The organism is Mycobacterium sp. NGS29, assembly GCF_059812965.1.
On record NZ_JCALDR010000003.1, the window covers coordinates 56,031 to 82,641 of the forward strand.

The following is a 26,611-nucleotide window of genomic DNA, read 5'->3' on the forward strand; positions in this document are numbered from 1 at the left end:
GTCTGCTCGGCCACCAAAGTCAGTGGCGGGGGAAGTATTTCAGTACGCCTTCCTGCACCACCGTGGCGACGACCTGCCCGGTGCGATCGAAGAAATGCCCGGTACCCAGCCCACGCGAATCGGCGGCCACCGGCGACGACGTCGAATACAGCACCCAGTCGTTGTAGTCGACCTGGCGGTGAAACCACACCGAGTGGTTGGCCGAGGCCGCGAAGATCCGGTCGAAACCCCAGGACAATCCGTGCCTGGTGATCACCGAATCCAGCACGGTGGTGTCCGAGGAGTACAGCATGGTCGCGGTGTGCAGCACCGGATCATCGGGCAGCACGCCTTTCGCCTTGAGCCAGACGCGGTTGTAGTCCAGCCGCCCGCCCTTGTCCCGCATCACCCAGGACGGGTCGTTGGTGTAACGCCATTCCACCGGCTGCAACGCGTTGACGAAAAGTGGAACGGTCTCTTCGTAGCCGCGCAACAGCTCACCCAGAGGTGGCACCGACTCCGGATCGGCGACCTGCGGCGGATCTACGGCATGCTCGAGTCCGGCGCCACCGGACATGTACGAGAGCATTGCCGAGGACAGCAACACTCCGTCCTGCACCGCGTCCACCCGCCGGTTGGCGAAGCGGCGCTCGTCGCGCAGCCGCACCACGTGGAATTCGATGTCCCTGGCGGTGTCGCCGCCGTTGACGAAGTGCACCGACAGGGCGCTGGGCGGCAGGTCGCGGGTCAGTGTCCGGGTGCCGGCGATGAATGACTGCGCCATGAGCAACCCGCCGAAGGTCCGCATCGGATTCTTACTGGGGTGGCGCCCGGTGAAACTGTCGTCGGTGACGTGGTCGAGGTCCAGGACCGCCAGTAGTTCGTCGAAATCTGACACCGCGTCAGCCTATGGCGCCGCTAGACGTCGTCCTCACCGATCCGGTGCACATGGATCAGGTTGGTGGAACCCACCGTGCCGGGCGGCGCGCCCGCCACGATGACCACCAGGTCACCGCGCTTGTAGCGGCCCAGCTCGAGCAGCGACTTGTCGACCTGGCGGATCATCCCGTCCGTCGACTTCATGTGCGGGACGATGAACGTCTCGGTGCCCCACGTCATGGCCAGCTGACTGCGCACCTCAGGCAGATCGGTGAAAGCCAGCAGCGGCAGCGGTGTGTGCAGGCGGGCCAGGCGCCGCACGGTATCGCCGGACTGGGTGAAGGCGACCAGCGCTTTGGCGTCCAGCCGCTCCCCGATGTCGCGGGCCGCGTAAGAGATCACCCCGCGTTTGGTGCGCGGCACGTGCGTCAGCGGTGGCGCGGCCGTTGAGTTCTCCTCGACCGCGCACACGATCCGCGACATCGTCTTGACCGCCTGCAACGGGTGCTTGCCCACCGAGGTCTCGCCGGAGAGCATCAGCGCGTCGGCCCCGTCGAGGACGGCGTTGGCGACGTCGGAGGCCTCGGCCCGGGTAGGCCGGGAATTCTCGATCATCGAGTCGAGCATCTGGGTAGCCACGATCACCGGCTTGGCGTTCTCCCGCGCCATCTGAATGGCCCGCTTCTGCACCAACGGCACCTCTTCGAGCGGCAACTCCACCCCGAGGTCACCGCGGGCCACCATGACGGCATCGAAGGCCAGGACGATGGCCTCCAGATTGTCGATCGCTTCCGGCTTCTCCAGCTTGGCGATGACCGGCACCCGTCGCCCGACCCGATCCATGACCTCGTGGACCAGTTCGACGTCCGACGGCGATCGGACAAACGACAGCGCCACCATGTCGACGCCGAGTTCCATCGCGAACGTCAGGTCCTCGATGTCCTTCTCCGACAGAGCGGGGGCGGAGACGTTCATTCCGGGCAGCGAGATGCCCTTGTTGTTGCTGACTGGGCCGCCCTCGACCACTTTGCAGACCACGTCGTTGCCGTCGACGCTTTCGACCTGCAGTCCGACTTTGCCGTCGTCGACCAGAACGCGGTCGCCCACGGTCGCGTCCTCGGCCAGCCTTTTGTAGGTGGTCGACACCCTGTCGTGGGTGCCCTCGCAGTCGTCGACGGTGATCCGGACCGTCTCGCCGTCTTCCCAATGGGTGGGTCCGTCGGCGAACCGGCCCAGCCGGATCTTCGGGCCTTGCAGGTCGCAGAGCACGCCGACGGCGCGGCCGGTGGCATCTGAGGCCGCCCGAACCCGCTTGTAGGCGGCTTCGTGATCGCTGTAGTCGCCGTGGCTGAAATTCATTCTGGCGACGTCCATACCTGCTTCGACGAGCGCCTTGACCAACTCGTCTTTTTGAGTTGCCGGTCCGAGAGTGCAGACGATCTTTCCGCGTCTAGTCACGACGCCAAAGCATAGTCGCGCTTGCTGGCATCTGGGGGTCCCTGAGCCGCGAGGCGCGTAACTATCCGGTGAGCACCGTGGGTACCAGAGGAAAACCCGGGAGATTGCGGACCACCGTCCACGCAGTCATGGCGACCACGAACAGGGCCGTCGTCCTGATCGGAAGGTAGGACTGCCGACGCGTGCGCCGCAGCACAATCCACACCGCCAGCAGCGGGAGCGCGACCAGGAAGAAGACATTGTCGTTGATGCCGGCCACCAGATCGCCGTGCAGCAGGTCATGGGTCATCCGCAGGCCGCCGCAGGCCGGGCAGTTCCACCCGGTGATCAACTTGAACGGGCACTGCGGGTAAACCGAACCCGGCTGGTGGGGGTCGGCCAGACCGATGTAGGTCAGGGCGCCGCCGAGCAGGACCGCCGATCCGACGGCCGCGTAACGGCCGGGACGCCGACGGTCCTGTTCGTCGGTGGCTGGTGTCGGCCCGTTAGGTTCCATCGCGTAGTGGTCGACCCATCGGATCGGTGACCTTGTCGGTCAGGATCAGCACCGCGTCGATGATCCCCCAGATGACGGCACCGACTCCGCAGGTGACCCAGCCGACGAGCAGTTGAGCGACGCCGAGTCCGGTGTGTCCGGCATAGATGCGGCCGATCCCGGCGATGCCGAACAGCCCCAGCAGTTGCAGCAGTCCTGCGACCGTCTTCGACTTGTCCGAATACGGTTGACCGGTGACGGGGTGGCGACCGAACGGCGCCGAGGGGTCGTAGGGGCCGCCGTAATGCGGTGCAGGCGGATAGGGCGGCGGCGGGTATCCCGGTTGCTGGTGCGGCGGATACGGTTGCTCTTCAGCGGCCCACGGCTGGTCAGTCACGGTCTCAGCATGCCAGATCCGGCGCGTTGCCGGTGAGGTCGCGGAGACGCTCTGAGAAGCCGCAGCCTGCGACGAGCGTCAGGTGACCGCTAGGACCGGCGCCTTCTGAACCGATCTCGCCATCGCTGCCGCGCTGGGCCGGCCACCGGCGGTGTGCTCGCTGCGCTCGAGGCCGGCTTGTCATCTTCGGTGGGTTCAGCCGGGTCGCTGTCGGACGGCTCTGGGCTTTGCGTGCTGACGGTCTCGATGTCGGTTGCGTCGGTCTCGGGTTCAGCCTGGGCGGGCTCGGCATCCTCCGAGGGCGCCTCGTCGTGGGTGTCATCCGCCGACTCGGCGTCCGGCTCAGGGGATTCAGCGACCTCAGGCTCGGACGCCAGTTCCTCACCACCCGCCTCAACTGATTCAGCATCAGGGTCGGTGGACTCAGCGACCTCAGGCTCAGACGCCAGTTCCTCCGCCGCAGGCTCCTCAGCAACCGCCTCCTCCGCGGCGGCGTCAACCGACTCACCGTCAGCCTCAGTGGATTCAGCGACCTCGGGCTCGGGCGCCAGTTCCTCCGCCGCAGGCTCCTCAGCAACCGCCTCCTCCGCGGCGGCGTCAACCGACTCAGCATCAGACTCAGTGGATTCAGCGACCTCGGCCTCGGGCGCCAGTTCCTCCGCCGCAGGCTCCTCAGCAACCGCCTCCTCCGCGGCGGCGTCAACCGACCCAGCATCAGGCTCCGTGGCCTCAGCGACCGCAAGCTCAGGCGCCAACTCCTCAGCACCCACCTCAACCGACTCAGCATCAGACTCAGTGGATTCAGCGACCTCGGCCTCGAACGACAGTTCCTCCGCCGCAGGCTCCTCGGCCTGCGCCTCATCCGCGGCGGCGTCAACCGACCCAGCGTCAGACTCAGTGGATTCAGCGACCTCGGCCTCGGGCGCCAGTTCCTCCGCCGCAGGCTCCTCGGCCTGCGCCTCATCCGCGGCGGCGTCAACCGACCCAGCATCAGACTCAGTGGATTCAGCGACCTCAGCCTCGGGCGCCAGTTCCTCCGCCGCAGGCTCCTCAGCAACCGCCTCATCCGCGACAGCATCGGCGGACTCCGCATCAGACACAACCTGTGGGACTAACGGGTCGGCTTCAGCGATAGCAGACTCGAGATCCTCGTCCAACGCCTCATCCGCGACGGCATCAACCGACTCCGCATCCGACTCAGCTGATTCGTCAGCCTCGCCATCGGGCGCCCCGGCTACCGACTCATCCGCGGCGGCGTCCATCGTCTCGTCGCCAACCTCCCCCTCGGCGACCAGTGGATCGGCTTCAGCGATAGCAGACTCGAGATCCTCGTCCAGCGCCTCGTCGCCGACAGCATCGACCGACTCGGTTGCCTCAGGCTCAGCAGTCTCGACCTTCTCCGCACCAGCGCTTCCGCCCTTACCGGCCGCGCCCTTGACCATCACCACCGATCCCGTACCTACCGCCGCAAGCTCCTCGGCCGGTTCCAGTGTCGACGAATCCTCGTCGTCACCGAAGCCGCGCAGCAAGGACGGATCTTCGCGATCCTTGGGCGCCACGATCAGGTAAACCACCGCGCCGATGAATACGAAAGTGGAGGTGAACGTGTTGATCCGGATGCCGGCGATCAGCGTCGCCGTGTCGTCGCGCAACAACTCCACGCCGAATCGCCCGACGCAGTACAGCGCGACGTAGCTGGCGAACAACCGCCCGTGGCTGAGCGTGAAGCGACGATCCAGGTAGAGCAGCGCAGCGAATACCAGGACGTTCCAGATCAATTCGTAGAGAAACGTGGGTTGTACGACGGCGAAGACCTCACCCGTGGAGACGCCGTCGAGAGAATGCGGGTCCTGGAACCCGGCGGGGTCCTTGCGGTAAAAAATCTCCAAACCCCACGGCAGCGTGGTCTTGCGCCCGTAGAGCTCCTGGTTGAAGTAGTTGCCGAGTCTGCCGATGGCCTGCGCCAACACAATTCCGGGCGCGACCGCGTCGAGGAAGGCCGGCAACGGAATTCCGTTGCGCCGGCACCCGAGCCAGGCACCGAACACACCGAGTGCGACCGCACCCCAGATTCCCAACCCACCGTCCCAGATGCGCAGCGCCGCACTCAACCCGGCGCCGCCCGGACCCCAGTACGTCCGCCAGTCCGTCGCAAGGTGGTACAACCGTCCGCCGATCAGGCCGAAAGGCACCACCCACAAAGCGATGTCGTAAATTAGGCCGCGTTCACCGCCGCGGGCCACCCAGCGCCGGTCCCCGATCAACAGCGCCACCAAGATCCCGACGATGATGAAAAACGCGTAGGCGCGAATCGGCAACGGGCCGAGGTGCCACACCCCGCGCGGCGGGCTGGGGAAGTAGGCCAGCAGCTTCTCGGACATAGCAGTCGTCATATCCGTGCCACGCTGCGCACGCCGGCGGCGAGTTCCTCGGTCAGCCCGCGCAATGTCGGCAGACCTTCGGCCAGTGCAGAAACCAGCGCTGAACCGACGATGACGCCGTCGGCGTAGCTGCCGATCTGTGCGGCCTGCTCGCCCGAGCGCACACCCAGACCGACTCCAACCGGTATGTCCGACACCGCCTTCACCCTCCCCACCAGTTCAGGTGCGGCGTTCGATACCGCATCACGCGCGCCGGTCACGCCCATCGTCGACGCCGCGTAGACGAACCCCCGCGAGAGCTCGACGGTGTTCGCCAACCGTTCGGGCATCGACGACGGCGCGACCAGAAAGATGCGGTCCAGTCCGTGCTCGTCAGACGCCGCGAGCCAGGATTGCGCCTCGTCGGGAATCAGATCCGGGGTGATCAGGCCATGGCCGCCGGCTGCCGCCAGGTCTCGCGCAAACGCGTCAACGCCGTAGCGCAACACCGGATTCCAGTAGGTCATCACCACCGCGTGACCGCCCGCTCCGCTGATCGCCTCGACTGCGGCCAACGTGTCCCTGATCCGCACTCCCCCGCTGAGCGCCACCTCGGTAGCCCGCTGGATGGTGGGCCCGTCCATCCCCGGATCCGAATAGGGCACCCCGACTTCGATGATGTCGCAACCGGATTCGACCAACGCGGTCATGGCCCGCACCGACGTCGGCACGTCGGGATAGCCGGTGGGCAGGTAGCCGATCAGCGCCGCCCGGGCGTCCGCGCGGCACGCCTCGAACAGCGGACCCAGTCTGCTTGCTTCGCTCTGTTCCACCGTCATCACGTGTCCAGTAGGCCGAACCACTTCGCGGCGGTCTCCACGTCCTTGTCACCGCGACCGGACAGGTTGACCACTATGACCGCGCCCCTTCCCAATTCGGCACCCAGCTTGAGGGCACCAGCTACCGCGTGCGCGGATTCGATGGCCGGGATGATGCCTTCGGTGCGGCACAACAGGCCGAACGCCTCCATGGCCTCGGTGTCGGTGATCGGGTCGTAGCGCACACGGCCGATCTCCTTGAGCCATGCATGTTCCGGGCCGACGCCCGGGTAGTCCAATCCTGCTGAGATGGAGTGCGATTCGATGGTTTGGCCGTCCTCGTCCTGCAGCAGATACGAGTAGGAGCCCTGGAACGCGCCGGGTGAACCGCCCGTGAATGTCGCCGCGTGCCGTCCGGTCTCCACGCCGTCACCGGCCGCTTCGTATCCCACCAGCTGCACGCCCGGATCGTCGAGGAAAGCGTGGAAAATGCCGATCGCATTGGATCCCCCGCCGACGCAGGCCACCACCGCATCGGGCAGCCTGCCGATCTGCTGCTGGATCTGGACGCGCGCCTCCAACCCGATGATGCGCTGGAAATCGCGCACCATGGTGGGGAACGGGTGCGGTCCAGCGGCGGTGCCGAAGCAGTAATAAGTGTTGTCGGCGTTGGTCACCCAGTCCCGGAACGCTTCGTTGATGGCGTCCTTGAGGGTTCGCGATCCGGTGTCCACCGAGACCACCTGCGCACCGAGCAGTCGCATCCGTGCCACGTTGAGCGCCTGGCGCGCGGTGTCGACCGCGCCCATGTAGATGATGCAATCCAGGCCCAGCAACGCGCACGCGGTGGCGGTGGCCACACCATGCTGGCCGGCGCCGGTCTCGGCGATCACCCGGGTCTTACCCATCCTGCGCGCCAACAGCGCCTGACCCAGGACATTGTTGATCTTATGAGAACCGGTGTGGTTCAGGTCTTCTCGCTTCAGGAAGATTCGGGCGAACCCGGCGTGCTCGCCGAGTCGGGCCGTCTCATACAGCGGCGACGGGCGACCCGCATAGTGCGCCTGCAGTTTGTCCAGCGTGTCCAGGAAATCCTGGTCCACGCGCTCCTTTTCGTAAGCGACCGTGACCTCTTCGATGACGGCCATCAACGCTTCGGGCACGTAGCGGCCACCGTATACGCCGAAATGCCCACCCTGATCAGGATCGTGATGGGTGCGTTCGACGACGGCCGCACTGGTGCGCGGAATATCCGGGTTGGACAAATCTGCCATCACAAAGACTCAGTGCGCCCGCGGCACATCAACGGCTAGCGAGACGGTTTCGGACAGGACGGATGGGTACCCGCGGTCACCAGGTCGGCGACCGCCGCGCGCGGGTCACCACTCTTGACCAAGCCCTCGCCGACCAGGACGGCGTCGGCACCTGCTCCGGCGTATGCCAGCAGGTCACCGGTATGACGCACACCGGATTCGGCGATCCTGATCACGTTGCTGGGCAACCCTGGGGCGATGCGCGCGAAGCAGTCCCGGTCGACCTCCAAGGTCGCCAGATCCCTGGCGTTGACGCCGATTACGTTGGCCCCGGCCTTCAATGCGCGGTCAGCCTCTTCTTCGGTGTGCACCTCGACGAGCGCGGTCATGCCGAGCGACTCGGTGCGGTCGAGCATGGACACCAGCGCGGACTGGTCCAGTGCGGCGACGATCAGCAACAACATGTCGGCACCGTGCGCGCGCGCCTCGTGGATCTGATAGGGCTGCACCACAAAGTCTTTGCGCAACACCGGAATCGACACCGCGGCACGCACCGCGTCCAGGTCGTCGAGGGAGCCGTTGAAGCGTCGTTCCTCGGTCAGCACGCTGATGATCCGCGCGCCGCCGTCCTCGTAGGCGCGGGCCAGCTTGGCCGGATCGGCGATGGGCGCCAACGCCCCCTTCGACGGGCTGGCGCGCTTGACTTCGGCGATGACTCCGATGCCCGGTTCGCGAAGTGCGGCCATCACATCAAGTGGTTTCGGCGCGGCGGCGGCGGCGGCCTTGATCTCGGAGAGACTCACCCGGGCTTCGCGCGCGGCAACGTCGGCCCGGACTCCCTCGAGGATGGAGTCAAGCACGGATGCCGGACTCATGCCTGCCGTGTTCCTTTCCCCGTGACCCAACGCTCGCCAGCACGTTTCGCCGACGTGCACAAAGGGTAGCGACCGTCGGGACAGGGTCCGTCACCGCCCCTCGGTGTCCGGCCCGTCGGGCCGATCGGTGGGGTCCTGACCTTCGTCGAGGGCGTCCCAGATCATGCGTTCCGACAGCGGCGTCTCATCGGGCTGCGCGGCGTCGCGCCGCGCGATCGACCGACGGGCGCCGGGCGCCAGATATTTTGTGCCGCCTGCGGGCGTCGGGCCGGCGGTCTTGGCCGCGCGCAGATACAACGCGGCCGCAATCAGCGTGCACACCGCGGTCAGAACCGTGATCACCGCACCGGTGTAGTGACGCGAGCTGCCCACCAGGGTGACCACCGGTACGTGCGCGAGATCCGCGGCGCGCGCCGCCACATCCGGAACCGCCCACAAGCTGACGCCGAGATAGCCGATGGCAAAGCTGGATATCGCCAGCAGCGCCGCCAGCGCCCGCAGCTGCCAGCCCCGTACCGCCAAAGCTGCGGCCGCGGCGGCCAGGTTGACGATCGCCAACGGCAGCAGCGCGGTCGACCAGGTAGCGCCGGTCAGCGCGACGTCGCGGGGCTGTCCCAGCCCGTCGAATGAACGGATGACCACCCACGTCAGCCGAGACGCCGCCCACAGCGCTGCGGCGGCGACCACCAGCAGCAGCTGGGCGATCCCGGTCGTCAACCGGGCGCGGCGGGCGGTCTCAGTCACTGCTACCCGGGTCGGGCATCGTGTCGGGGACGGTCAGCGTCCCGGCGGCTGCGATGGCGTTGAGCACCGCCCGGGCCTTGTTCCTGGCCTCGTTGTATTCGTACTCGCCGTTGGAGTCGGCCACCACGCCGCCACCGGCCTGCACGTATGCCGTCCGGTGCCGCATCAGCGCGGTGCGGATGGCGATCGCGAAGTCGGCGTTGCCGGCGAAGTCGAGGTACCCCACCACGCCGCCGTACAGGCCGCGGCGGGTCTTTTCGACTTCCTCGATCAGCTCCATCGCCCGCACCTTCGGCGCGCCCGACAGGGTGCCGGCCGGGAAACACGCCGTCACCGCGTCGAGCGCGGTCCGGCCCTCAGCCAGCTGCCCGGTCACCGTCGACACCAAATGCATCACGTGGCTGTAGCGCTCGATGTGGCTGTAGTCCTCGACCCGCACGGTGCCCGGGGTGCAGACCCGGCCCAGGTCGTTGCGGCCCAAGTCGACCAGCATCAGGTGTTCGGCGAGTTCCTTGTCGTCGGCCAGCAGTTCCTTTTCCAGCAGGACGTCTTCCTCGTCGGTCTGTCCGCGCCACCGGGTGCCGGCAATCGGATGTGTCGTGGCGCGGCCGTCCTGCACGGTGACCAATGCCTCCGGGCTCGATCCGACGATCGAAAAATCCACTGCCCCTTCACTATTGGGGACCTGTAACAGATACATGTAGGGGCTGGGGTTGGTGACCCGCAGCATGCGGTACACGTCGATCGGGTCGACGTCGGTGTCGACCTCGAAGCGCTGCGAGGGCACCACCTGGAACGCTTCCCCGGCGGCAATCTGCTCCACCAGGTGCTCGACGATCGCGCTGTACTCCTCGACCGTGCGCTGGGCGCGGTACCGCGGTTCGGGCTTGCTGAAAGTGGACACCGTCGAGGGCAACGGCTGACCCAGGGCCGCGGTCATCACGTCCAGCCGCGCCACCGCGTCGTCGTAGGCCTCGTCCACCCGCTCGTCGGTGGCGTTCCAGTTGACCGCATTGGCGATCAGGGTGATGGTGCCTTCGTGGTGGTCGACGGCGGCGACGTCGGTGGCCAGCAGCAGCAGCATGTCCGGCAGCCCCAGGTCGTCGACGGCCAGCTCCGGCAGGCGCTCCAGCCGGCGCACCATGTCGTAGGCGAAGAAGCCGACCATGCCGCCCGATAGCGGCGGCAAACCCGGCAGAGCGGCGGTGGCCAACACCTCCAGCGTGGCGCGCAGCGCATCCAGCGGGTCGCCCCCGGTGGGCGCGTCCTTGGGTGCGGCGCCCAGCCAGACCGCGTGCCCGTCTCGCACCGTCAACGCCGTGGGCGCGCCGGCACCGATGAACGACCAGCGCGACCACGACCGACCGTTCTCCGCGGATTCGAGCAGGAAGGTCCCGGGCCGGTTGGCGGCGAGTTTGCGGTACGCCGAGAGCGGAGTTTCGCTGTCGGCCAAGACTTTGCGAGTCACCGGAACCACCCGGTGCTCTGCCGCCAGCACGCGGAAGTCCTCCCGAGTGGTGGTGGCTGCGAGGTTGGCGTGCACCGAACCATCCAATCAGATGAGGTGGCTCAGACCCCGGGCCGACGGCCCGCGTAGCGTGACGGTCATGAAAATTGGTGACACCGTGGCCGACTTCGAGCTGCCCGATCAGACGGGTACGCCGCGCAAGCTCAGCGAGCTGCTCGCCGACGGGCCGGTGGTGCTGTTCTTCTACCCGGCGGCCATGACGCCGGGGTGCACGAAGGAGGCCTGCCATTTCCGTGACCTGGCCGCCGAGTTCGCCGCACTCGGCGCCAACCGCGTCGGCATCAGCACCGACGAGGTGCAGAAGCAGGCCAAGTTCGCTGATTCCCAGCGGTTCGACTACCCGCTGCTGTCGGACGCCGACGGCGCCGTGGCCACCCAGTTCGGCGTCAAGCGGGGCCTGCTGGGCAAGCTGATGCCGGTCAAGCGCACCACCTTCGTCATCGACACCGACCGCACCGTGCTCAACGTGATCGCCAGTGAGATCAGCATGGACAGTCACGCCGACAAAGCGCTGCAGACGCTGCGCGGCCGCTGACGCCTGCCGCTACGGGCTCATCGCGAGGAAGAAGCACGCGGCCAGCAGCACCAGATGCACCTCGGCCTGCAACCGCGTCGCCCGGCCGGGAACCACCGTCAGCACGCTCACCACGACGGTCAGCGCCAGCAACACCAGCTGGGTGGCGCCCAGTCCCAGCACCAGCGGCCCACGGATCCAGATCGATGCCAGCGCGATGGCCGGGATGGTGAGCCCGATGCTGGCGATCGCCGACCCGTAGGCCAGGTTCAGGCTGATTTGCAGCCGGCCCTGCGCCGCCGCACGCACCGCGGCGAGGGTTTCCGGCAGCAGTACCAGCGTGGCGATCACCACGCCGACGAAGGAATGCGGAAAACCCGCCGATGCCACCATCCGCTCGATGATGGGCGACTCCACCTTTGCCAGGCCCACCACCGCTACCAGCGCCACCAGCAGCAGGCCCAGACTGGCCAGCGCCGCCTTGGTGCTCGGCGGATCGGCGTGCTCGTTGTGGTCGTCACGCTCGTCGGCACCCTGCTGGCGCACCGGCAGGAAGAAGTCGCGGTGCCGCACGGTCTGGGTGAAGACGAACATCAGATACAGCGCCAGTGACGCGACCGCGGCGAAGGCGAGTTGGCCGGAGGAGAACTGCGGGCCGGGATGACTGGTGGTGAACGTGGGCAGCACCAGACCGAGCGTTGCCAGTGTCGCGATGGTGGCCAGCGCCGAACCGCTGCCCTCGGCGTTGAACGTCGTCACGCCGTAGCGTCGGGAGCCGACCAGTAACGACAAGCCGGCGATGCCATTGGTGGTGATCATCACCGCCGCGAAGACGGTGTCGCGGGCCAGCGTCTCCGCTTTGTCCCCACCCGAGGCCATCAGCGTGACGATCAGCGCCACCTCGATGACGGTCACCGCGACCGCGAGCACCAGCGACCCCAGCGGCTCACCGACCCGGTGCGCGACGACCTCGGCGTGGTGGACGGCGGTCAGTACAGCACCGCCGAGCAACACGGCCTCCACCGCGCCCAGCAGCGGCCCAATATCCTCACCCCAGGTGAGGGCCAGCGAGATGACGGCGATCAGCGGCGTCAGCACGTTCCAGGACACCAATCTGCGCATCTACCATCCTCTCGTCAGTGCAATCAAAGTGCTTGCTGCAGAACGTCATCAGCCCTGAGACCGCCGGGTGGACCCACTCACGTCACGGAATCACGTTGGGGCGCACTGCGCATCAGCGCAACACCGTCCGCCTCGTTCGAATCACTGACGAACAGAACAGATTTCACCCCATGAAAGGCATGTCACCGCCCCATCGACGCGCGCATCGGTGCAACTCACGGCGCCCCCGATCCTACCAGCGGAGCTGCGACGATCTTCCGCGCGCCGAAACGGGGCACACCGCTGCGGGCATTGCCCGGCGAACGGGCCGGGTCGCTCAGTAGCATGCTCACATGCCGACAAGCGACGGTCCCGGCGAGGGCTTGACAGCGGGTGAGCTGTTCGCCGGATACACCATCGTGCGACGGCTGGGCGCCGGCGGCATGGGCCAGGTCTACCTGGCTCAACACCCCCGCTTGCCGCGACGTGACGCGCTGAAGATCCTGCCCGCCGAGCTGACCTCGAATTCGGAGTACCGCCAGCGTTTCAACCGCGAGGCCGAGTTGGCAGCCAGCCTCTACAACCAGCACATCGTCGGCATCCACGATCGCGGCGAATACCAGGGGCAGCTGTGGCTCTCGATGGACTATGTGGAGGGCACCGACGCCGCGCGACTGCTGCACGAGCACTACCCCAACGGGATGCCGCTGCCGGAGGTGGTGCAGATCATCTCGGCCGTGGCCGACGCGCTCGACTACGCGCATTCCCGCGGCTTGCTGCACCGCGACGTTAAACCCGCCAACATCCTGCTCGGTGACGCCCAACCACGACGACGGATCGTGCTCGCCGATTTCGGTATCGCCCGCGAGCTCGGCGCGAGCAGCAATCTGACCGCCACCAATATCACGATGGGCACCACTGCCTACTGTTCGCCGGAGCAGCTGCAGGGTCTGGACCTCGACGGGCGCGTCGACCAGTACGCGCTGGGGTGCACCGCATACCAGCTGCTCACCGGTGTTGCACCGTTCGACCACACCAGTTCGGCGGTGATCATCAGCCAGCATCTGTCCGCGCCGCCGCCGTTGCTCGGTGCGCGACGGCCCGACCTCGCCTACCTCGACGGCGTCATCGTCAGGGCGATGGCCAAGGACCCGGCGGCACGCTTTGCCTCGTGCACGGAGTTCGCGGCCGCACTCGGCGCCCCGCCCGGCCTGGTGCCGGTGCCTCCGATGGCGATGAACCCGCCGGTGCCGATGATGCCCCCGCCCCCGCGCGGCGGCGGGCACGCGACGTTGATCGTGACGCTGGCGGCCATCACCCTGGTCGGCATTGCGGTGATCCTCGGTGTGTTCGTGATGACCGAGAAGCCCGGCAGCCGCGGGGCCGATGCGTCCAGTCAGACCAGCGTGACCTCGCGACCACCGGCCCCGCCCGGCAGTCCGGTACCGACGGCGGCCAAACAGGTGCCGCATCTGACCGGCCAGGTCACCGACGAGAACCACGTCTTGAACAAGAGCGAGCATTTCTCGGTGGAGGTCGCCCTCGACCAGCTCCACGCCCAGCGCGGCACCATGCTCTATGTGGTGTACGTCAGCAACTTCGGTGGTGTTCCCCCGGATGAGTGGGCGGCACGGATCATGCGCAGCAACAACTTCCAGGACCATGACGCCATCCTCGCCATCGCCACCGAATCGGCGAGTTTCGCCTTCCAGGTCCCACCGGCGGTCAGCAAAGGCGCCATCAATGTTGACGAGATTCGTCAGGAGCGCATCAAACCCGCGGTGGCGCAAGGCAAGTGGGCCAAGGCTGCACTCGAGGCCACCGCGGGCCTGAACGTCGGCTCCCGCTAATCGGATTCCAGCAGCACTTCGGCGTCGAAACAGGTGTGGTCACCGGTGTGGCACGCGCCGCCCACCTGGTCCACGGTCAACAGCACGGTGTCACCGTCGCAGTCCAAACGCACCGAGTGCACATGTTGGGTGTGCCCCGATGTCGCGCCCTTGATCCACTGCTCACCGCGCGATCGCGAAAAATAGGTGGCCTCACGGGTTTTCAGAGTTCGGGCCAGCGCGTCGTCGTCCATCCAGGCGACCATCAACACATCGCCGGTGCCGCGTTCCTGCACCACTGCGGCGATCAGTCCGTCGGCGTTGCGCTTGAGCCGCGCGGCGATTCGTGGGTCCAGGGTCATCGCACCGTGATCTCCCGCTCGGCCATCGCGGCCTTCACCTGGCCGATGGTCAACTCCCGGAAGTGAAAGACGCTGGCCGCCAACACCGCATCGGCACCTGCGGCGACCGCGGGTGCAAAGTGGTCTGCTGCTCCGGCGCCGCCGCTGGCGATCACCGGCACGGTGACCGCGGCGCGCACCGCGCGCAGCATGGGCAGGTCGAATCCGGCTTTGGTGCCGTCGGCGTCCATCGAGTTCAACAGGATCTCGCCCACACCCAACTCCGCACCGCGGGTCGCCCACTCCACGGCATCGATGCCGGTGCCGCGGCGCCCGCCATGCGTGGTGACCTCCCAACCCGACGGCGTAGGTGCCGATCCGGCCGGCACCGTGCGCGCGTCGACGGACAACACGATGCACTGCGAGCCGAACTGTCTCGACATTTCAGCCAGCAGGTCGGGCCGGGCGATGGCGGCGGTGTTGACTGACACCTTGTCGGCACCCGCGCGCAACAACATGTCGACATCGGCCACCGCGCGCACGCCGCCGCCCACCGTCAGCGGGATGAACACCTGCTCGGCGGTGCGGCGCACCACGTCGAGCATCGTGGCCCGTCCCGACGAGGAAGCGGTCACGTCGAGGAAAGTCAGTTCGTCGGCGCCCTCGGCGTCGTAGGCGGCCGCCAGTTCGACGGGATCACCTGCATCCCTGAGGTTCTCGAAGTTGACGCCTTTGACGACACGACCGTCGTCGACGTCCAGGCACGGGATTACCCGCACCGCGAGGCCACCTGTCCCCTCGCGAGCAGACGCAAAAGCTCCATTTTCATCGGCGTGTCGGGGACTTTTGTGTCTGCTCGGCATCAGAAGTCCTCCGGTTCGCCGGTGCCGCGCAGGGTCTCCAGCATCTCCCCGTGCACACCCGGTGCGGCGGCCAGGGCGGACCGCGACGACGGGGTCCACGGTTGGCCGGCCAGGTCGGTGACGACACCGCCCGCGGCCCGCACCAGCGCGACGCCCGCCGCGTGATCCCACACATGGCTTCCGAAACTTATTGCCCCGCCGAGTATTCCGTCGGCGACGTAGGCGAGGTCGAGCCCGGTGGAGCCGTGCATACGCAACCGGGAGGACACCCGGCTGAGGTTCTCCAGCACGGTCAGGCGGTATTGCCCGGGGAACCGGCCGCGCGAGTCGGCGCTGAAGGACCCCGCGGCAACCAGCGCGTCGCCCAGCTCGGAGTGCGCCAGCGGGGGCCGCGGCACTCCGTTTCGCAGCAGCGGACCGCCCGCCACCGCGGTATACCGCTGGCCGGTGAACGGCAACCAGGTCAGCCCCGCCACCGGCTCACCCTCGCGCAGCAGCCCCAGCAGAATCCCCGCCAGCGGCGACCCCGCGGCGTAGTTGAACGTCCCGTCTACCGGGTCGAGCACCCACACCCACGGCGAGTCGAAGTCCGCGCCGCCGAACTCCTCGCCGTGCACCTCGATCCCGGTGGCTGCCACCAGCGCGTCGACCACCTGCCGTTCGATCGCCAGATCCACCTCGGTGGCGAAGTCATTGCCCTTCTTGGCGACTGCCGAATCGGCACGGTGGCCGGCCAGGAAAGGTTCGACCGCGTCGTCGAGGATGGCCGATGCCTGAGCCACCAACGCATCCAGATCCATTGCGGGCTAATCCTTTACCGCGGCCAACGCCTGCGGCAGCGTGAAACGCCCGGCATAGAGGGCTTTACCCACGATGGCCCCCTCGATACCCCGGTCGGTCAGCGTCGCGATGGCACGCAGGTCGTCCAGGCTGGACACCCCGCCGGAGGCGATCACCGGCGCCTCGGTGCGCTCGGCGACCCGGGCCAGCAGGTCCAGGTTCGGACCGCCCAGGGTTCCGTCTTTGGTGACATCGGTGACCACGTACCGCGAGCATCCTTCGCCGTCCAGGCGGTCCAGCACCTCCCACAGGTCGCCACCGTCGGTCTCCCAACCGCGTCCGCGTAACCGGTGCTCGCCCTCCACAATCTGAACATCCAGGCCCACGGCGACCTTCTCGCCGTGCTCGGCGATCGCCCGCGCACACCACTGCGGGTTCTCCAGCGCCGCGGTGCCCAGGTTGACCCGCGCGCAACCGGTCGCCAGCGCCGCCGCCAGCGAGTCGTCGTCGCGGATACCACCGGAAAGCTCCACCTGCACATCGAGTTTGCCCACCACGTCGGCGAGCAACTCCCGGTTGGAGCCGCGACCGAACGCGGCGTCGAGGTCGACCAGATGTATCCAGTCGGTGCCGTCGCGCTGCCAGCCCAGCGCGGCATCCAGCGCGGAGCCGTATTCGGTTTCACTGCCGGCTTTGCCCTGGACCAGGCGCACGGCTCGGCCCTCGACCACGTCGACGGCGGGCAACAGGATCAGCGTCATCGCGACAGCCCCTTGACCCAGTTACCCAGCACGGCCGCGCCGGCATCGCCGCTCTTCTCCGGGTGGAACTGGGTCGCCGACAACGGCCCGTCCTCGACCGCGGCTAGAAAAGGCACCTGATGTGTCGCCCAGGTCAACATCGCTGCGGGTGATCCTTCCCACCGCTGTGCGGCGTAGGAGTGTACGAAATAGAACCGGGTGTCTTCGGCCAGACCGTTGAAGAGCGTGCTGCCGGGCGCGGCCTGCACGACGTTCCAGCCCATGTGGGGGATCACCGGGGCGTCCAGCCGGGTCACCGCGCCGGGCCACTGCCCGCAACCCGTGGTCTCCACGCCGAACTCGACGCCGCGGGCGAACAGGATCTGCATGCCCACGCAGATACCCAGCACCGGGCGTCCGGCCGCGACCCGCTCGGCGATGATGCGTTCCCCGTCGACTTTGCGCAGACCCGCCATGCAGGCTTCGAATGCCCCGACCCCGGGCACTACCAGTCCGTCGGCGGCCAGCGCTTCCTCGGCGTCGGCGGTCACCTCGACCCGGGCGCCGGTGCGCTCCAGCGCCCGCTGAGCCGACCGGAGGTTGCCCGAACCGTAGTCGAGAACAACGACTTGCGCTGTCACAGAACACCTTTGGTAGATGGCACGCCCGAAACCCGGGAGTCGAACTCGACGGCGCGACGCAGCGCGCGGGCCACCGCCTTGTATTCGGCCTCGGTGATGTGATGCGGGTCGCGACCGTAGAGCACCCGCACGTGCAGCGCGATGCGGGCGTTCATGGCCAGCGATTCGAACACGTGCCGGTTAATGACGGTGTGGTACGGCACCGCATTGCCGGCAATCGTGAAGTGCTGCAGATGATCCGGCTCACCGGTGTGTACGCAGTACGGGCGGCCCGACACGTCGACAGCCGCGTGCGCCAGCGTCTCGTCCATCGGGATGAACGCATCACCGAACCGGCGGATGCCCTTCTTGTCGCCCAACGCCTCCCCCAGCGCCTGGCCCAGGGCGATCGCGGTGTCCTCGACCGTGTGGTGCGCCTCGATCTCGACGTCACCCTTGGTGCGCACGGTCAGGTCGAAGCTGGCGTGGCTGCCCAGTGCGGTCAGCATGTGGTCGAAGTACGGGACGCCGGTGTCGATGTCGACCTGGCCGGTGCCGTCTAGGTCGAGCTCGATGACGATGTCGGACTCTTTGGTGCGGCGTTCGATACGCGCGCGCCGAGGTTCGTGGACTGTCACGATGCTCCTATACAAGGCTGCGGGGCCGGGGCCAGTTCGGTGGCGGCGATCCGGGCGCTCGCCGCCAGGAAGGCGTCGTTCTCGTGGGCCAGCCCCGTGGTGGCGCGCAGATAACCCGGGATGCTGACGTCGCGGATCAGCACGCCGGAATCCAGGTAATGCTGCCACGCGGCCGGCGCGTCGGCGAATTCACCGAACAGCACGAAATTGGCGTCACTGGGGATCACCCGAAAACCCATGCCGGCCAACGCGGTCGACACCCGCTCGCGTTCGGCGATCAGGGCGGCGACGCTGCCCAGGGTGTCATCGGTGTGCCGCAGGGCGGCCCGCGCGGCGGCCTGGGTGACCGAGGACAGGTGATACGGCAGGCGTACCAGCAGCATGGCCTCGACCAGGGCGGGTGTGGCCACCAGGTAACCCAGCCGGCCGCCGGCGAAGGCGAATGCCTTGCTCATGGTGCGGGTGACGACGAGTTTGGTCGGGTACTGCTCGACCAGCGTCACCGCGCTGGGCTGCGCGGAGAACTCGCCATAGGCTTCGTCGACGATCAGGATCCCGGGCACCGCATCGAGCAGCCGGCGCAGTTGCGGCAGTGTGATGCTCTGTCCGGACGGATTATTGGGGCTGGCGATGAACACCACATCGGGTCGGCGGTCGGTGACCGCGGCGACGGCGGCTTCGATATCGAGGCTGAAGTCGTCGGCGCGGGCGGTTTCCAGCCATTCGGTGCGGGTGGCGTCGGAGATGATCGGATGCATCGAGTACGACGGCACGAATCCGATCGCGCTGCGCCCGGGGCCGCCGAAGGCCTGCAGCAGCTGCTGCAGGATCTCGTTGGATCCGTTTGCCGCCCAGACGCTTTCGGGGCCGACCGGAATACCGACCTGGGCGCTGAGGTAGGCGGCCAAATCGGTGCGCAGCGCCACCGCGTCGCGGTCGGGATACCGGTGCAGATCGGCGGCCGCTGCACGCACCGATGCTACGACGTCATCGACCAGCGCCCGGGTGGGGGGGTGCGGGTTCTCGTTGGTGTTCAGCCGTACCGGCACCTCCAATTGCGGTGCGCCGTAGGGAATTTTGCCGCGCAGGTCAGCGCGCAGCGGCAAGTCGTCCAGGGTCGGCTTCATGACTCGAACCGTCGCCGGACGGCCTCGCCGTGGGCGGGCAGATCCTCGGCCTGGGCCAGCGCGACCACGTGCCCGGCAACATCCTTCAGAGCTGATTCGGTGTAGTCGACGACGTGAATGCCGCGCAGGAAGGTCTGCACCGACAGGCCGCTGGAGTGCCGTGCCGAACCCGCGGTGGGCAGCACGTGATTGGACCCCGCGCAGTAGTCACCGAGACTGACCGGGGCATAAGGCCCGACGAAAATCGCTCCGGCGGAACGGATTCGGCTTGCCACTGCCGTTGCGTCGGCGGTCTGGATCTCCAAATGCTCGGCGGCGTAGGCATTCACGACCTGGACGGCGGCGTCGAGGTCGTCGGTCAGGATGATCTTCGACTGCGGCCCGGACAGCGCCGCCTCGACGCGTTGCCGGTGCACGGTGGTCTGCAGCTGGTTGGCCAGTGCGGCGTCGGTGGCGTCGGCCAGTTCGACGCTGGGCGTGACCAGCACGCCGGCGGCCATCTCGTCGTGTTCGGCCTGGCTGATCAGATCGGCGGCGACGTGCACCGGGTTGGCCGTCTGGTCGGCCAGGATCGCGATTTCGGTGGGCCCGGCCTCGGCGTCGATTCCGACCAGGGACCGGCACAACCGTTTGGCGGCGGTGACATAGATGTTCCCGGGACCGGTGATCATGTCGACCGGAACGAGCTCCGGTCCACCCGTGTCGAGGCCGCCGTACGCCAGCAACGCCACGGCCTGCGCCCCGCCGACCGCCCACACCTCTTCGACACCCAGCAGCCCGGCCGCAGCCAGGATGGTCGGGTGGGGCAGCCCGCCGAACTCCGCCTGGGGCGGGCTGGCGATCACCAGCGAGTCGACCCCGGCCGCCTGCGCCGGCACCACGTTCATCACCACGCTGGACGGGTAGACCGCGTTTCCGCCGGGCACGTACAAGCCGACCCGCTCCACGGGGACCCAGCGTTCGGTGACCATCGCGCCCGGACCCAATGTGGTGGTGGTGTCGGTGCGGCGCTGGTCGGCGTGCACGGCACGCGCCCGCTCGATCATCACCTGCAACGCGTCGCGCACATCGTCGTCGAGTCCGACGATCGCGGCCTCCAGCGCACCTTCGGGTACCCGGACCGCCGCAGGTCGCACGCCGTCGAACTGCTCGGCGTACTCCAGGGCCGCCTCGACACCACGCTCAGCGACCGCCTGCACGATCGGGCGCACCCGGTCCAGCACCGATTCGACGTCCACCCCGGCACGCGGCAGATCGGCCCGCAGCCGCGCGGCCGTCAGCTCCACCCCCCGCAGATCGATACGGGACAGCAGCGCAGGCTCGCCGGTCGGTGTAGTCGTCACGCCCACCATTGTCCCAGAGCAGCTCACATCGATATTCCACCGGTAGTGTGCCCAGTGGAAGTCAGGCCCGGTAGCGGAGGGAGCCAGCCATGCCCGGTCGGGATCAACACCCCAACAACGCCCCCGGCGTCCCGATGATCTACCCGGTGTGGTTCGAGAACCTCCAAGTCAGATACCTCAACCCGGCGCTCAAACCGATCGTCCGCTACCTGCCCGGCACGGCGACGATCGAGCACCGCGGACGCAAGTCCGGCAAGCCGTACCGGACCATCGTCACCACCTACCGCAAAGGCGGTCTGTTGGCGGTCGCGCTGGGTCACGGCAAGACCGACTGGGTGAAGAACGTGCTGGCCGCCGGTGAAGCCGACGTGCATTTCACCCGTCGGGTGGTGCACATCACCAATCCCCGGATCCTGCCCGCCGGTTCCGAGGCGGCCGGGCTGCCCTGGTTGGCGCGACTGCAACTGCGCCGGATGGCGGTCCTGGTCGGCGACGTCGCCTGAGCCGCAAGTGCCGAAGGCCGCGAGTCAAATCCTGGTGAAGACCGTCTTGCCGGTCATGGTGGGCCACGCGGCAGCGGCTTCTTCCCACGGCACCACGCGGTCGACGGCCGCCGACAGATCACATCCGTCGGCGATCAGCCCGAGCACGGACGGGATGGCCGCGCGCGCATTGACCCGGCCGGTGACGAACCTGACGCCCCGGGTGTACAGGTGCAGCAGCGCCATCTCGACGTTCTGGTGATAGATGCCGGTGTCGGTGCACACGCCGTCCGCCCACGTCGCGCGCAACGTAGCGGCAAGTAGCTCCGGATCGGCCGAGGTGTTCACCGTCACCGGATAGGGATCCCACTCTTTGGCCGGTTTCGGCCGGTCGTGCGTAGTCGCGCCAAGCTGTTGTGCCGCGCTCAACCGCTGCGGGTCGGTGTCGACGTAGTCCACCTGGGCGCCGAGCGCTGAAGCGAACGCCACCGCATACAACCCGATGGACAACCGGCCGACCACCAGCACTCGCCGGTCGGCCTGGTCCAGCAGGGCCAGTTCGCTGGCGAAGGGACCGACTGTGCGCCAGCCGTCGGGAATGTTGTCCGACAGCGAGGCGACGGCCACCGGATCGACCCCGGCCGGAACCGGGATCAGCATCGCATCGGCGTAGGGCACCAACACCAGATCCGACATGAACCCGCCACCGTCCAGGCCGGCGATCGGTCCCATCCCGTACATCGCCATCAGCGGCAGCGAACCGCAGGAGCCGGTCGCCCCGCGGCGACACTCCCGACAGGTGCCGCAGCTGATCTGAAAAGGGACCACCACCCGGTCCCCGACTCGCACGCTGGACACCTCCGCACCCACCGCGACGACCTCGCCCACGCCTTCATGACCCACCGCGTAACCCGGCGGAAGCGGGAGCCGACCAGCGCAGACAGCGACGTCGAGGTCGCAGCAGGCGACGGCCAGCGGACGTACCAAGGCCTGTCCGGGCGCTGCCAGCACCGGGTCGGCGACCTCGCGCCACGCGTAGTGCCCGGGCTCCGCATGTGTCAATTGCCGCATCGCACCATCCTTGCCCGGTCACCGAATGCGCTGAAGCCCATGCCCGGCGCTACATGTCCAGGCCGACGTCCAGCACGCGCACCGAATGCGTCAACGCCCCGACGGCGAGGTAATCCACGCCTGTGCCGGCGTACGTCGCGGCCGTCTCCAGGCTGAGCCCACCGGAGGATTCGAGGAGAACCTCTGGCGCGCGGGCGTCGCGACGCTGCACCGCCGTCTGCGTCTGCCACACCGGGAAGTTGTCCAGCAGGATCAGCTCGGGCTTCTCGGGCAGCACCTCGTCGAGTTGCTCGAGGGAATCCACTTCGACCTCGCAGCACATCTCGGGTGCGGCGGCCCGCACGGCGCGCAACGCCTCCACCACCGATCCGGCCGCTGCGACGTGGTTGTCCTTGATCAGCGCCGCATCGCCCAGACCGAGCCGGTGATTGACGCCGCCGCCGACGCGCACCGCGTACTTCTGCAACGCCCGTAGACCCGGCAGGGTCTTGCGGGTGTCGCGAATCTTGGCCTTGGTGCCGCTGACGGCCTCCACCCACGCTGCCGTCACCGATGCGATCCCGGACAGGTGACAGACCAGGTTCAGCATGGTCCGTTCGGCGGTCAGCAGTCCCCGCGTCTCGGCCCGCACCGTCAGAAACGGCTCGCCCGCGTCGACTTTCGCCCCGTCCTCCACCCGGTGCAGCACCTGGTACCCGCGGCTGCCGATCACCTCGTCGAGCACCAGCAGCGCCACGTCCACCCCGGCGACCACGCCGGGCTCCCGGGGCACCATCGACGCGGTGGCCACGTCGTTCGCCGGCACGGTGGCCAACGTGGTGGTGTCCGGGCCGTAACGGAGGTCTTCGACCAGGCCCCGCCGGATGGTCTCCCGAGCGTCGATCAGCTCGGCGTCGTCCAGCATCATCAGCCCACCGCCGCCAACGCTTCGACCTGGACAGAATCGGTCGGCTGCTCGCCGTCGAAGGCCAGCCGGACCAGAATGCTGCGCCCGGTCTCGGTGGCGGCCGACGGATGTTCGGCGCGGTGGTGGCATCCGCGGCTTTCGGCGCGGGCCAGCGCGGCGGCGGTGACCGTCCGGGCGGCCAGCGCCAGGGCGACGTCCTCGGCGCCGCGCCGGTCTGTCACATCCCGGACCGGTGCGGCGCCCAGCTTCCCGTCCAGCGCCTGCAGCCCGGGGGCGTCGCGGACCACCGAGGCATCCCGGCTCATCGCCTGCTGCAGGTCAGCGCGCTCGGGCGCGGTGTGGACGATCGGTGCGGGCAGCTTCGCGCGCGGATGCCCCGTCGCCGCCGCGTGTGCGACGGCGGCAGTGCCGGCCCGTGCGCCGACCACCAGACCTTCCAGCAGGCTGTTGGAGGCCAACCGGTTGGCGCCGTGCATGCCGGTGCGCGCCACTTCCCCGGCGGCGAACAATCCGGGCAGTTCGGTCCGGCCGTAGACGTCGGTGACGACGCCGCCGCAGCTGTAGTGTGCGCCCGGAATGATCGGGATGGGTTGGCGCACCGGGTCGATGCCGGCCGCGCGGCACGCGGCGGTGACCGTCGGGAACCGTGCCGGGAAGCCGGCGATGGCTCGGGCATCGAGGTAGGCGCACGGCTCGCCGGTGGCTTTCAGCCGCGCGTCGATGGCCGCGGCGACGACGTCGCGCGGGGCCAGGTCGCCCATCGGGTGGATACCGGCGGTGATCGAATTGCCTTGTTTGTCAATCAGTTTCGCGCCTTCACCGCGGATCGCCTCGGTGATCAGCGGTCGCCGGCCCCCGCCGTCGGGGGTGTAGAGCATCGTCGGGTGGAATTGGATGAATTCGAGGTCGGCGATCGCCGCGCCGGCCCACAATGCCAATGCGATGCCGTCACCGGTGGAACCGACCGGGTTGGTGGTCGCGCTGTAGAGATGCCCGAGGCCACCGGTGGCCAATATCACCGACGGCGCATGGATGATGCCGCAACCATCGGCACGCCCGACCAGCACCCCGGTGACCGCGTCACCGTCGTGCAGCACCCGCAGTGCGACGTGGCCGTTGCGGATGTCCAGCAGGCGGGCCGCATGATCGAGGGTGCGCTGCACCTCAGCGCCGGTCGCATCCCCGCCGGCATGCACGACGCGTCGTCGCGAGTGCCCGCCTTCGCGGGTAACATCCCACCGGCCCGGCACCACCTCGTCGAATCGTGCTCCCGCGCAGACCAATTCGGTCACCGCCCGGTAGCCGTCGGCGACGATCGAATACACCGCCTCAGGGTCGCACAGGCCCGCGCCCGCGGCCAGGGTGTCGGCGACGTGGGCGTCGACCGAGTCGTCGTTGTCCGGCAGTACCACCGCGATGCCGCCCTGGGCGTAGTGGGTGGCGGTCACCGCCCGCGTCTGCGTCGCTTTGTTGAGGACCACGACGCGGCCTCCCGCGCGGTGCGCGGCCAGCCCGGCGGCCAGTCCCGCGACGCCCATGCCGATCACCACGACGTCGGCGGAGTCCTGCCAGACCGGGCCAGTCGTCATTCGCCACCGCCCGGCTGGCCGATCGCGATCATCCGCTGCACGCTGCGGCGCCCCGCCGCCGCGATGTCCGGGTCGACGTGGACTTCGTCGGCGCCGTCCAGCAGGCAGCGCAACAGTGCGGCCGGGGTGATCATCTTCATGTACTTGCACGACGCGCGGTCGTTGACCGCCTGGAACTCGACTTCCGGTGCGGCCCTGCGTAGTTGGTGCAACATGCCGACCTCGGTGGCCACCAGCACCTTGCGGGCGTGGGTCTGGTGGGCGGCGTCCAGCATTCCGCCGGTGGATAGGATCTTGACTCGGTCGGCCGGGAAAGCTCCTTCCCCGGCCAGATACAAAGCCGAAGTGGCGCAACCACACTCGGGATGAACGAACAGCTCCGCGTCCGGGTTGGCGCGGGCCTGCTCGGTGAGCTCGTCACCGTTGATCCCGGCGTGCACGTGGCATTCGCCGGCCCACACATGCAGGTTCTCCCGACCCGTCACCCGGCGCACGTGGGCGCCCAGGAACTGGTCGGGGCAGAACAGCACTTCGCGGTCGGGGTCGATGGAGGCCACCACCTCGACCGCGTTGGACGACGTGCAGCAGATGTCGGTGAGGGCCTTGACCTCTGCGGTGGTGTTGACATAGGAGACCACGACCGCCCCGGGATGGTCGGCTTTCCAGGCGCGCAGTTCGTCGGCGGTGATCGAATCGGCCAGCGAGCACCCGGCGCGCTGATCCGGGATGAGTACCGTCTTGGCCGGGCTCAGGATCTTGGCGGTCTCGGCCATGAAGTGCACCCCGCAGAACACGATGGTGTCCTCAGGCGCGTCGGCCGCGATGCGGGACAGGGCCAGCGAGTCCCCCACGTGGTCGGCGACGTCCTGGATCGCCGGCAGCTGGTAGTTGTGGGCCAGGACGGTCGCACCGCGCAGCCGCGCCAGGCGGCGGATCTCGGCGGCCCACTGCGCGTCGCCCTCGATCCCGGTGTAGCCGGTCGCCGTGCTGACGATGCGGGCTGCCAGCTCATCGGCGATGTCCATGCGATTCAAGACCGTCATGGGGGCTCCTTTCGCACCCGGAGGTTTTCGACTTATAATCGAAAACATGCCTCATGGTAGCACCGCACACGAAGTGCTTGCCGTCGTGTTCCAGGTTTCACTGGGTGCCGGCAGCACTGCAAAGGGGTTACAGGCACAAAAACCGCAGTTGAACGTCCTGCTGTGGCAGCGCGCACAGGAACCGCAACAGGGTGCGTGGTCACTGCCCGGCGGCCGGTTGCGCAACGACGAGGACATGACCACCTCGGTTCGTCGCCAACTCGCCGAGAAAGTGGATCTGCGCGAAATCTCGCACCTGGAACAACTGGCCGTGTTCTCCGACCCCGAGCGCGTGCCGGGCACCCGGATGATCGCCTCCACCTTCCTGGGTCTGGTGCCCTCCCCTGCCACGCCGGAACTGCCGCCCGACACCCGCTGGCACCCGGTCAACTCGTTACCGGAGATGGCGTTCGACCACGGCCCGATGGTGGCGCACGCCCGCACCCGACTAGTGGCCAAGATGTCGTACACGAACATCGGATTTGCCCTGGCGCCGAAGGAATTCGCGTTGTCCACCTTGCGCGATATCTACGGTGCCGCCCTGGGCCACCAGGTCGATGCGACCAACCTGCAGCGGGTGCTGGCCCGCCGTAAGGTCATCACCCAGACCGGCACCATCGCCCAGTCCGGACGCAGCGGCGGCCGCCCAGCGGCGCTGTACCGATTCACCGACTCCCGGCTGCGGGTCACCGACGAGTTCGCCGCGCTGCGGCCGCCCGGCTGAGCGGCCTTGTGACGGGCACCACGGCGTGCTGACTTCGGATCGGCGTAACCGGCCTGTACTGTCTTTAAGAGTTGTTTAAGAAGCTACTGGCGCA

At 67.9% G+C, this 26,611-nt stretch carries 27 protein-coding genes; 4 read left to right on the forward strand and 23 right to left on the reverse strand.

The genetic code is table 11. From position 1 onward, the window contains the following. Positions 1 to 19 precede the first annotated feature (19 nt). From AC5Y5Z_RS05085 to AC5Y5Z_RS05130, 10 genes are all read right to left on the reverse strand, one after another. Positions 20 to 877 (reverse strand): acyl-CoA thioesterase II, encoded by an 858-nt coding sequence (locus tag AC5Y5Z_RS05085; RefSeq protein ID WP_499919109.1) that lies wholly within the window; start codon positions 875 to 877, stop codon positions 20 to 22. Positions 878 to 897: 20 nt separating this feature from the next. Next, complete coding sequence (gene pyk / locus AC5Y5Z_RS05090; RefSeq protein WP_463825217.1) at positions 898 to 2,316, reverse strand: pyruvate kinase; 1,419 nt, start codon at positions 2,314 to 2,316, stop codon at positions 898 to 900. A gap of 61 nt (positions 2,317 to 2,377) precedes the next feature. Beyond that, on the reverse strand, positions 2,378 to 2,812 hold the full coding sequence (locus AC5Y5Z_RS05095; RefSeq protein ID WP_463825216.1) for a DUF2752 domain-containing protein: 435 nt from the start codon (positions 2,810 to 2,812) through the stop codon (positions 2,378 to 2,380). Then, positions 2,802 to 3,188, reverse strand: coding sequence for an NINE protein (locus AC5Y5Z_RS05100; RefSeq protein ID WP_499919107.1), 387 nt, complete (start codon positions 3,186 to 3,188; stop codon positions 2,802 to 2,804). Before AC5Y5Z_RS05100 ends, AC5Y5Z_RS05095 begins: the two co-directional genes overlap by 11 nt. Positions 3,189 to 3,277: 89 nt before the next feature. Next, a complete protein-coding gene (lgt, locus tag AC5Y5Z_RS05105) occupies positions 3,278 to 5,569 on the reverse strand; it encodes a prolipoprotein diacylglyceryl transferase (RefSeq protein WP_499923731.1) in 2,292 nt (763 codons plus the stop codon). Between the two features lie 8 nt (positions 5,570 to 5,577). Next, on the reverse strand, positions 5,578 to 6,390 hold the full coding sequence (gene trpA / locus AC5Y5Z_RS05110; protein ID WP_463825213.1) for a tryptophan synthase subunit alpha: 813 nt from the start codon (positions 6,388 to 6,390) through the stop codon (positions 5,578 to 5,580). Beyond that, positions 6,387 to 7,640 carry a tryptophan synthase subunit beta gene (gene trpB, locus AC5Y5Z_RS05115; protein ID WP_499923732.1) on the reverse strand — a complete coding sequence of 418 codons (1,254 nt, stop codon included), beginning with the start codon at positions 7,638 to 7,640 and terminating at the stop codon, positions 6,387 to 6,389. Before trpB ends, trpA begins: the two co-directional genes overlap by 4 nt. 35 nt (positions 7,641 to 7,675) lie before the next feature. Next, the gene (gene trpC / locus AC5Y5Z_RS05120) at positions 7,676 to 8,494 is read right to left on the reverse strand and encodes an indole-3-glycerol phosphate synthase TrpC (protein WP_463825211.1); all 819 of its coding nucleotides are present in this window, start codon (positions 8,492 to 8,494) and stop codon (positions 7,676 to 7,678) included. 90 nt (positions 8,495 to 8,584) lie between these two features. Continuing rightward, entirely contained in the window at positions 8,585 to 9,238 is a 654-nt protein-coding gene (locus AC5Y5Z_RS05125) for a TIGR02234 family membrane protein (protein WP_463825210.1), read from the reverse strand. Then, a complete protein-coding gene (locus AC5Y5Z_RS05130) occupies positions 9,231 to 10,781 on the reverse strand; it encodes an anthranilate synthase component I (protein ID WP_499923735.1) in 1,551 nt (516 codons plus the stop codon). Before AC5Y5Z_RS05130 ends, AC5Y5Z_RS05125 begins: the two co-directional genes overlap by 8 nt. A gap of 64 nt (positions 10,782 to 10,845) precedes the next feature. Here AC5Y5Z_RS05130 and AC5Y5Z_RS05135 point away from each other — a divergent pair, with 64 nt between their 5' ends. Further along, a complete protein-coding gene (locus AC5Y5Z_RS05135) occupies positions 10,846 to 11,301 on the forward strand; it encodes a peroxiredoxin (protein ID WP_463825208.1) in 456 nt (151 codons plus the stop codon). A gap of 9 nt (positions 11,302 to 11,310) precedes the next feature. On the opposite strand, the gene AC5Y5Z_RS05140 is transcribed toward AC5Y5Z_RS05135, so the two are convergent. After that, complete coding sequence (locus tag AC5Y5Z_RS05140; RefSeq protein WP_499923738.1) at positions 11,311 to 12,402, reverse strand: calcium:cation antiporter; 1,092 nt, start codon at positions 12,400 to 12,402, stop codon at positions 11,311 to 11,313. A gap of 332 nt (positions 12,403 to 12,734) precedes the next feature. On the opposite strand from AC5Y5Z_RS05140, the gene AC5Y5Z_RS05145 reads away from it, so the two are divergent. Further along, on the forward strand, positions 12,735 to 14,231 hold the full coding sequence (locus AC5Y5Z_RS05145) for a serine/threonine-protein kinase (protein WP_499923739.1): 1,497 nt from the start codon (positions 12,735 to 12,737) through the stop codon (positions 14,229 to 14,231). On the opposite strand, the gene hisI is transcribed toward AC5Y5Z_RS05145, so the two are convergent. The 8 genes from hisI to hisD all read right to left on the reverse strand — a co-directional run bounded on the left by hisI (position 14,228) and on the right by hisD (position 20,632). Further along, positions 14,228 to 14,572, reverse strand: coding sequence for a phosphoribosyl-AMP cyclohydrolase (gene hisI, locus AC5Y5Z_RS05150; RefSeq protein WP_463825204.1), 345 nt, complete (start codon positions 14,570 to 14,572; stop codon positions 14,228 to 14,230). The two genes, AC5Y5Z_RS05145 and hisI, sit on opposite strands and share 4 nt — an antisense overlap. Then, positions 14,569 to 15,330 carry an imidazole glycerol phosphate synthase subunit HisF gene (gene hisF / locus AC5Y5Z_RS05155; RefSeq protein WP_463825203.1) on the reverse strand — a complete coding sequence of 254 codons (762 nt, stop codon included), beginning with the start codon at positions 15,328 to 15,330 and terminating at the stop codon, positions 14,569 to 14,571. Before hisF ends, hisI begins: the two co-directional genes overlap by 4 nt. Positions 15,331 to 15,413: 83 nt before the next feature. Beyond that, positions 15,414 to 16,214, reverse strand: a complete 801-nt coding sequence (locus tag AC5Y5Z_RS05160) for an inositol monophosphatase family protein (RefSeq protein WP_499923742.1) — start codon at positions 16,212 to 16,214, stop codon at positions 15,414 to 15,416. 6 nt (positions 16,215 to 16,220) lie between these two features. Beyond that, positions 16,221 to 16,955 carry a bifunctional 1-(5-phosphoribosyl)-5-((5-phosphoribosylamino)methylideneamino)imidazole-4-carboxamide isomerase/phosphoribosylanthranilate isomerase PriA gene (gene priA / locus AC5Y5Z_RS05165; RefSeq protein ID WP_499923743.1) on the reverse strand — a complete coding sequence of 245 codons (735 nt, stop codon included), beginning with the start codon at positions 16,953 to 16,955 and terminating at the stop codon, positions 16,221 to 16,223. Beyond that, complete coding sequence (gene hisH / locus AC5Y5Z_RS05170) at positions 16,952 to 17,575, reverse strand: imidazole glycerol phosphate synthase subunit HisH (protein ID WP_463825200.1); 624 nt, start codon at positions 17,573 to 17,575, stop codon at positions 16,952 to 16,954. Before hisH ends, priA begins: the two co-directional genes overlap by 4 nt. Beyond that, complete coding sequence (hisB, locus tag AC5Y5Z_RS05175; RefSeq protein WP_499923745.1) at positions 17,572 to 18,192, reverse strand: imidazoleglycerol-phosphate dehydratase HisB; 621 nt, start codon at positions 18,190 to 18,192, stop codon at positions 17,572 to 17,574. Before hisB ends, hisH begins: the two co-directional genes overlap by 4 nt. Next, positions 18,189 to 19,319 (reverse strand): histidinol-phosphate transaminase, encoded by a 1,131-nt coding sequence (locus tag AC5Y5Z_RS05180; RefSeq protein ID WP_499923747.1) that lies wholly within the window; start codon positions 19,317 to 19,319, stop codon positions 18,189 to 18,191. Before AC5Y5Z_RS05180 ends, hisB begins: the two co-directional genes overlap by 4 nt. Beyond that, positions 19,316 to 20,632: a histidinol dehydrogenase gene (hisD, locus tag AC5Y5Z_RS05185; RefSeq protein ID WP_499924015.1), complete on the reverse strand. Its 1,317-nt coding sequence runs from the start codon at positions 20,630 to 20,632 to the stop codon at positions 19,316 to 19,318. Before hisD ends, AC5Y5Z_RS05180 begins: the two co-directional genes overlap by 4 nt. 119 nt (positions 20,633 to 20,751) lie before the next feature. Between hisD and AC5Y5Z_RS05190 the strand changes: the two genes are divergently transcribed. After that, entirely contained in the window at positions 20,752 to 21,165 is a 414-nt protein-coding gene (locus AC5Y5Z_RS05190) for a nitroreductase family deazaflavin-dependent oxidoreductase (RefSeq protein ID WP_499923748.1), read from the forward strand. Positions 21,166 to 21,189: 24 nt separating this feature from the next. Here AC5Y5Z_RS05190 and AC5Y5Z_RS05195 read toward each other — a convergent pair whose 3' ends face one another. The 4 genes from AC5Y5Z_RS05195 to nadA are packed head-to-tail and all read right to left on the reverse strand — an operon-like array spanning position 21,190 to position 25,754. Next, positions 21,190 to 22,215 (reverse strand): zinc-dependent alcohol dehydrogenase, encoded by a 1,026-nt coding sequence (locus tag AC5Y5Z_RS05195; RefSeq protein WP_499923750.1) that lies wholly within the window; start codon positions 22,213 to 22,215, stop codon positions 21,190 to 21,192. Between the two features lie 49 nt (positions 22,216 to 22,264). Further along, positions 22,265 to 23,122 (reverse strand): carboxylating nicotinate-nucleotide diphosphorylase, encoded by an 858-nt coding sequence (gene nadC, locus AC5Y5Z_RS05200; protein ID WP_499919100.1) that lies wholly within the window; start codon positions 23,120 to 23,122, stop codon positions 22,265 to 22,267. Next, on the reverse strand, positions 23,122 to 24,711 hold the full coding sequence (locus AC5Y5Z_RS05205) for an L-aspartate oxidase (RefSeq protein ID WP_499923752.1): 1,590 nt from the start codon (positions 24,709 to 24,711) through the stop codon (positions 23,122 to 23,124). Before AC5Y5Z_RS05205 ends, nadC begins: the two co-directional genes overlap by 1 nt. Further along, a complete protein-coding gene (gene nadA / locus AC5Y5Z_RS05210; protein ID WP_463825193.1) occupies positions 24,708 to 25,754 on the reverse strand; it encodes a quinolinate synthase NadA in 1,047 nt (348 codons plus the stop codon). The genes AC5Y5Z_RS05205 and nadA overlap by 4 nt, the downstream gene beginning before the upstream one ends. Before the next feature lie 46 nt (positions 25,755 to 25,800). On the opposite strand from nadA, the gene AC5Y5Z_RS05215 reads away from it, so the two are divergent. Then, positions 25,801 to 26,517 (forward strand): NUDIX hydrolase, encoded by a 717-nt coding sequence (locus tag AC5Y5Z_RS05215; protein ID WP_463825192.1) that lies wholly within the window; start codon positions 25,801 to 25,803, stop codon positions 26,515 to 26,517. Positions 26,518 to 26,611: the final 94 nt, after the last annotated feature.

Bases quoted from the DNA above. Each gene is read 5' to 3' on its own strand.
- lgt (WP_499923731.1), bottom strand. From the start codon at position 5,569: ATGTCCGAGAAGCTGCTGGCCTACTTCCCCAGCCCGCCGCGCGGGGTG.
- AC5Y5Z_RS05160 (WP_499923742.1), bottom strand. From the start codon at position 16,214: ATGGATCTGGATGCGTTGGTGGCTCAGGCATCGGCCATCCTCGACGAC.
- AC5Y5Z_RS05190 (WP_499923748.1), top strand. From the start codon at position 20,752: ATGCCCGGTCGGGATCAACACCCCAACAACGCCCCCGGCGTCCCGATG.
- AC5Y5Z_RS05195 (WP_499923750.1), bottom strand. From the start codon at position 22,215: ATGCGGCAATTGACACATGCGGAGCCCGGGCACTACGCGTGGCGCGAG.
- priA (WP_499923743.1), bottom strand. From the start codon at position 16,955: ATGACGCTGATCCTGTTGCCCGCCGTCGACGTGGTCGAGGGCCGAGCC.
- AC5Y5Z_RS05095 (WP_463825216.1), bottom strand. From the start codon at position 2,812: ATGGAACCTAACGGGCCGACACCAGCCACCGACGAACAGGACCGTCGG.
- AC5Y5Z_RS05215 (WP_463825192.1), top strand. From the start codon at position 25,801: ATGCCTCATGGTAGCACCGCACACGAAGTGCTTGCCGTCGTGTTCCAG.
- nadC (WP_499919100.1), bottom strand. From the start codon at position 23,122: ATGATGCTGGACGACGCCGAGCTGATCGACGCTCGGGAGACCATCCGG.
- AC5Y5Z_RS05205 (WP_499923752.1), bottom strand. From the start codon at position 24,711: ATGACGACTGGCCCGGTCTGGCAGGACTCCGCCGACGTCGTGGTGATC.
- AC5Y5Z_RS05145 (WP_499923739.1), top strand. From the start codon at position 12,735: ATGCCGACAAGCGACGGTCCCGGCGAGGGCTTGACAGCGGGTGAGCTG.
- hisI (WP_463825204.1), bottom strand. From the start codon at position 14,572: ATGACCCTGGACCCACGAATCGCCGCGCGGCTCAAGCGCAACGCCGAC.
- AC5Y5Z_RS05180 (WP_499923747.1), bottom strand. From the start codon at position 19,319: ATGAAGCCGACCCTGGACGACTTGCCGCTGCGCGCTGACCTGCGCGGC.
- nadA (WP_463825193.1), bottom strand. From the start codon at position 25,754: ATGACGGTCTTGAATCGCATGGACATCGCCGATGAGCTGGCAGCCCGC.
- AC5Y5Z_RS05140 (WP_499923738.1), bottom strand. From the start codon at position 12,402: ATGCGCAGATTGGTGTCCTGGAACGTGCTGACGCCGCTGATCGCCGTC.
- AC5Y5Z_RS05135 (WP_463825208.1), top strand. From the start codon at position 10,846: ATGAAAATTGGTGACACCGTGGCCGACTTCGAGCTGCCCGATCAGACG.
- trpB (WP_499923732.1), bottom strand. From the start codon at position 7,640: ATGGCAGATTTGTCCAACCCGGATATTCCGCGCACCAGTGCGGCCGTC.
- trpC (WP_463825211.1), bottom strand. From the start codon at position 8,494: ATGAGTCCGGCATCCGTGCTTGACTCCATCCTCGAGGGAGTCCGGGCC.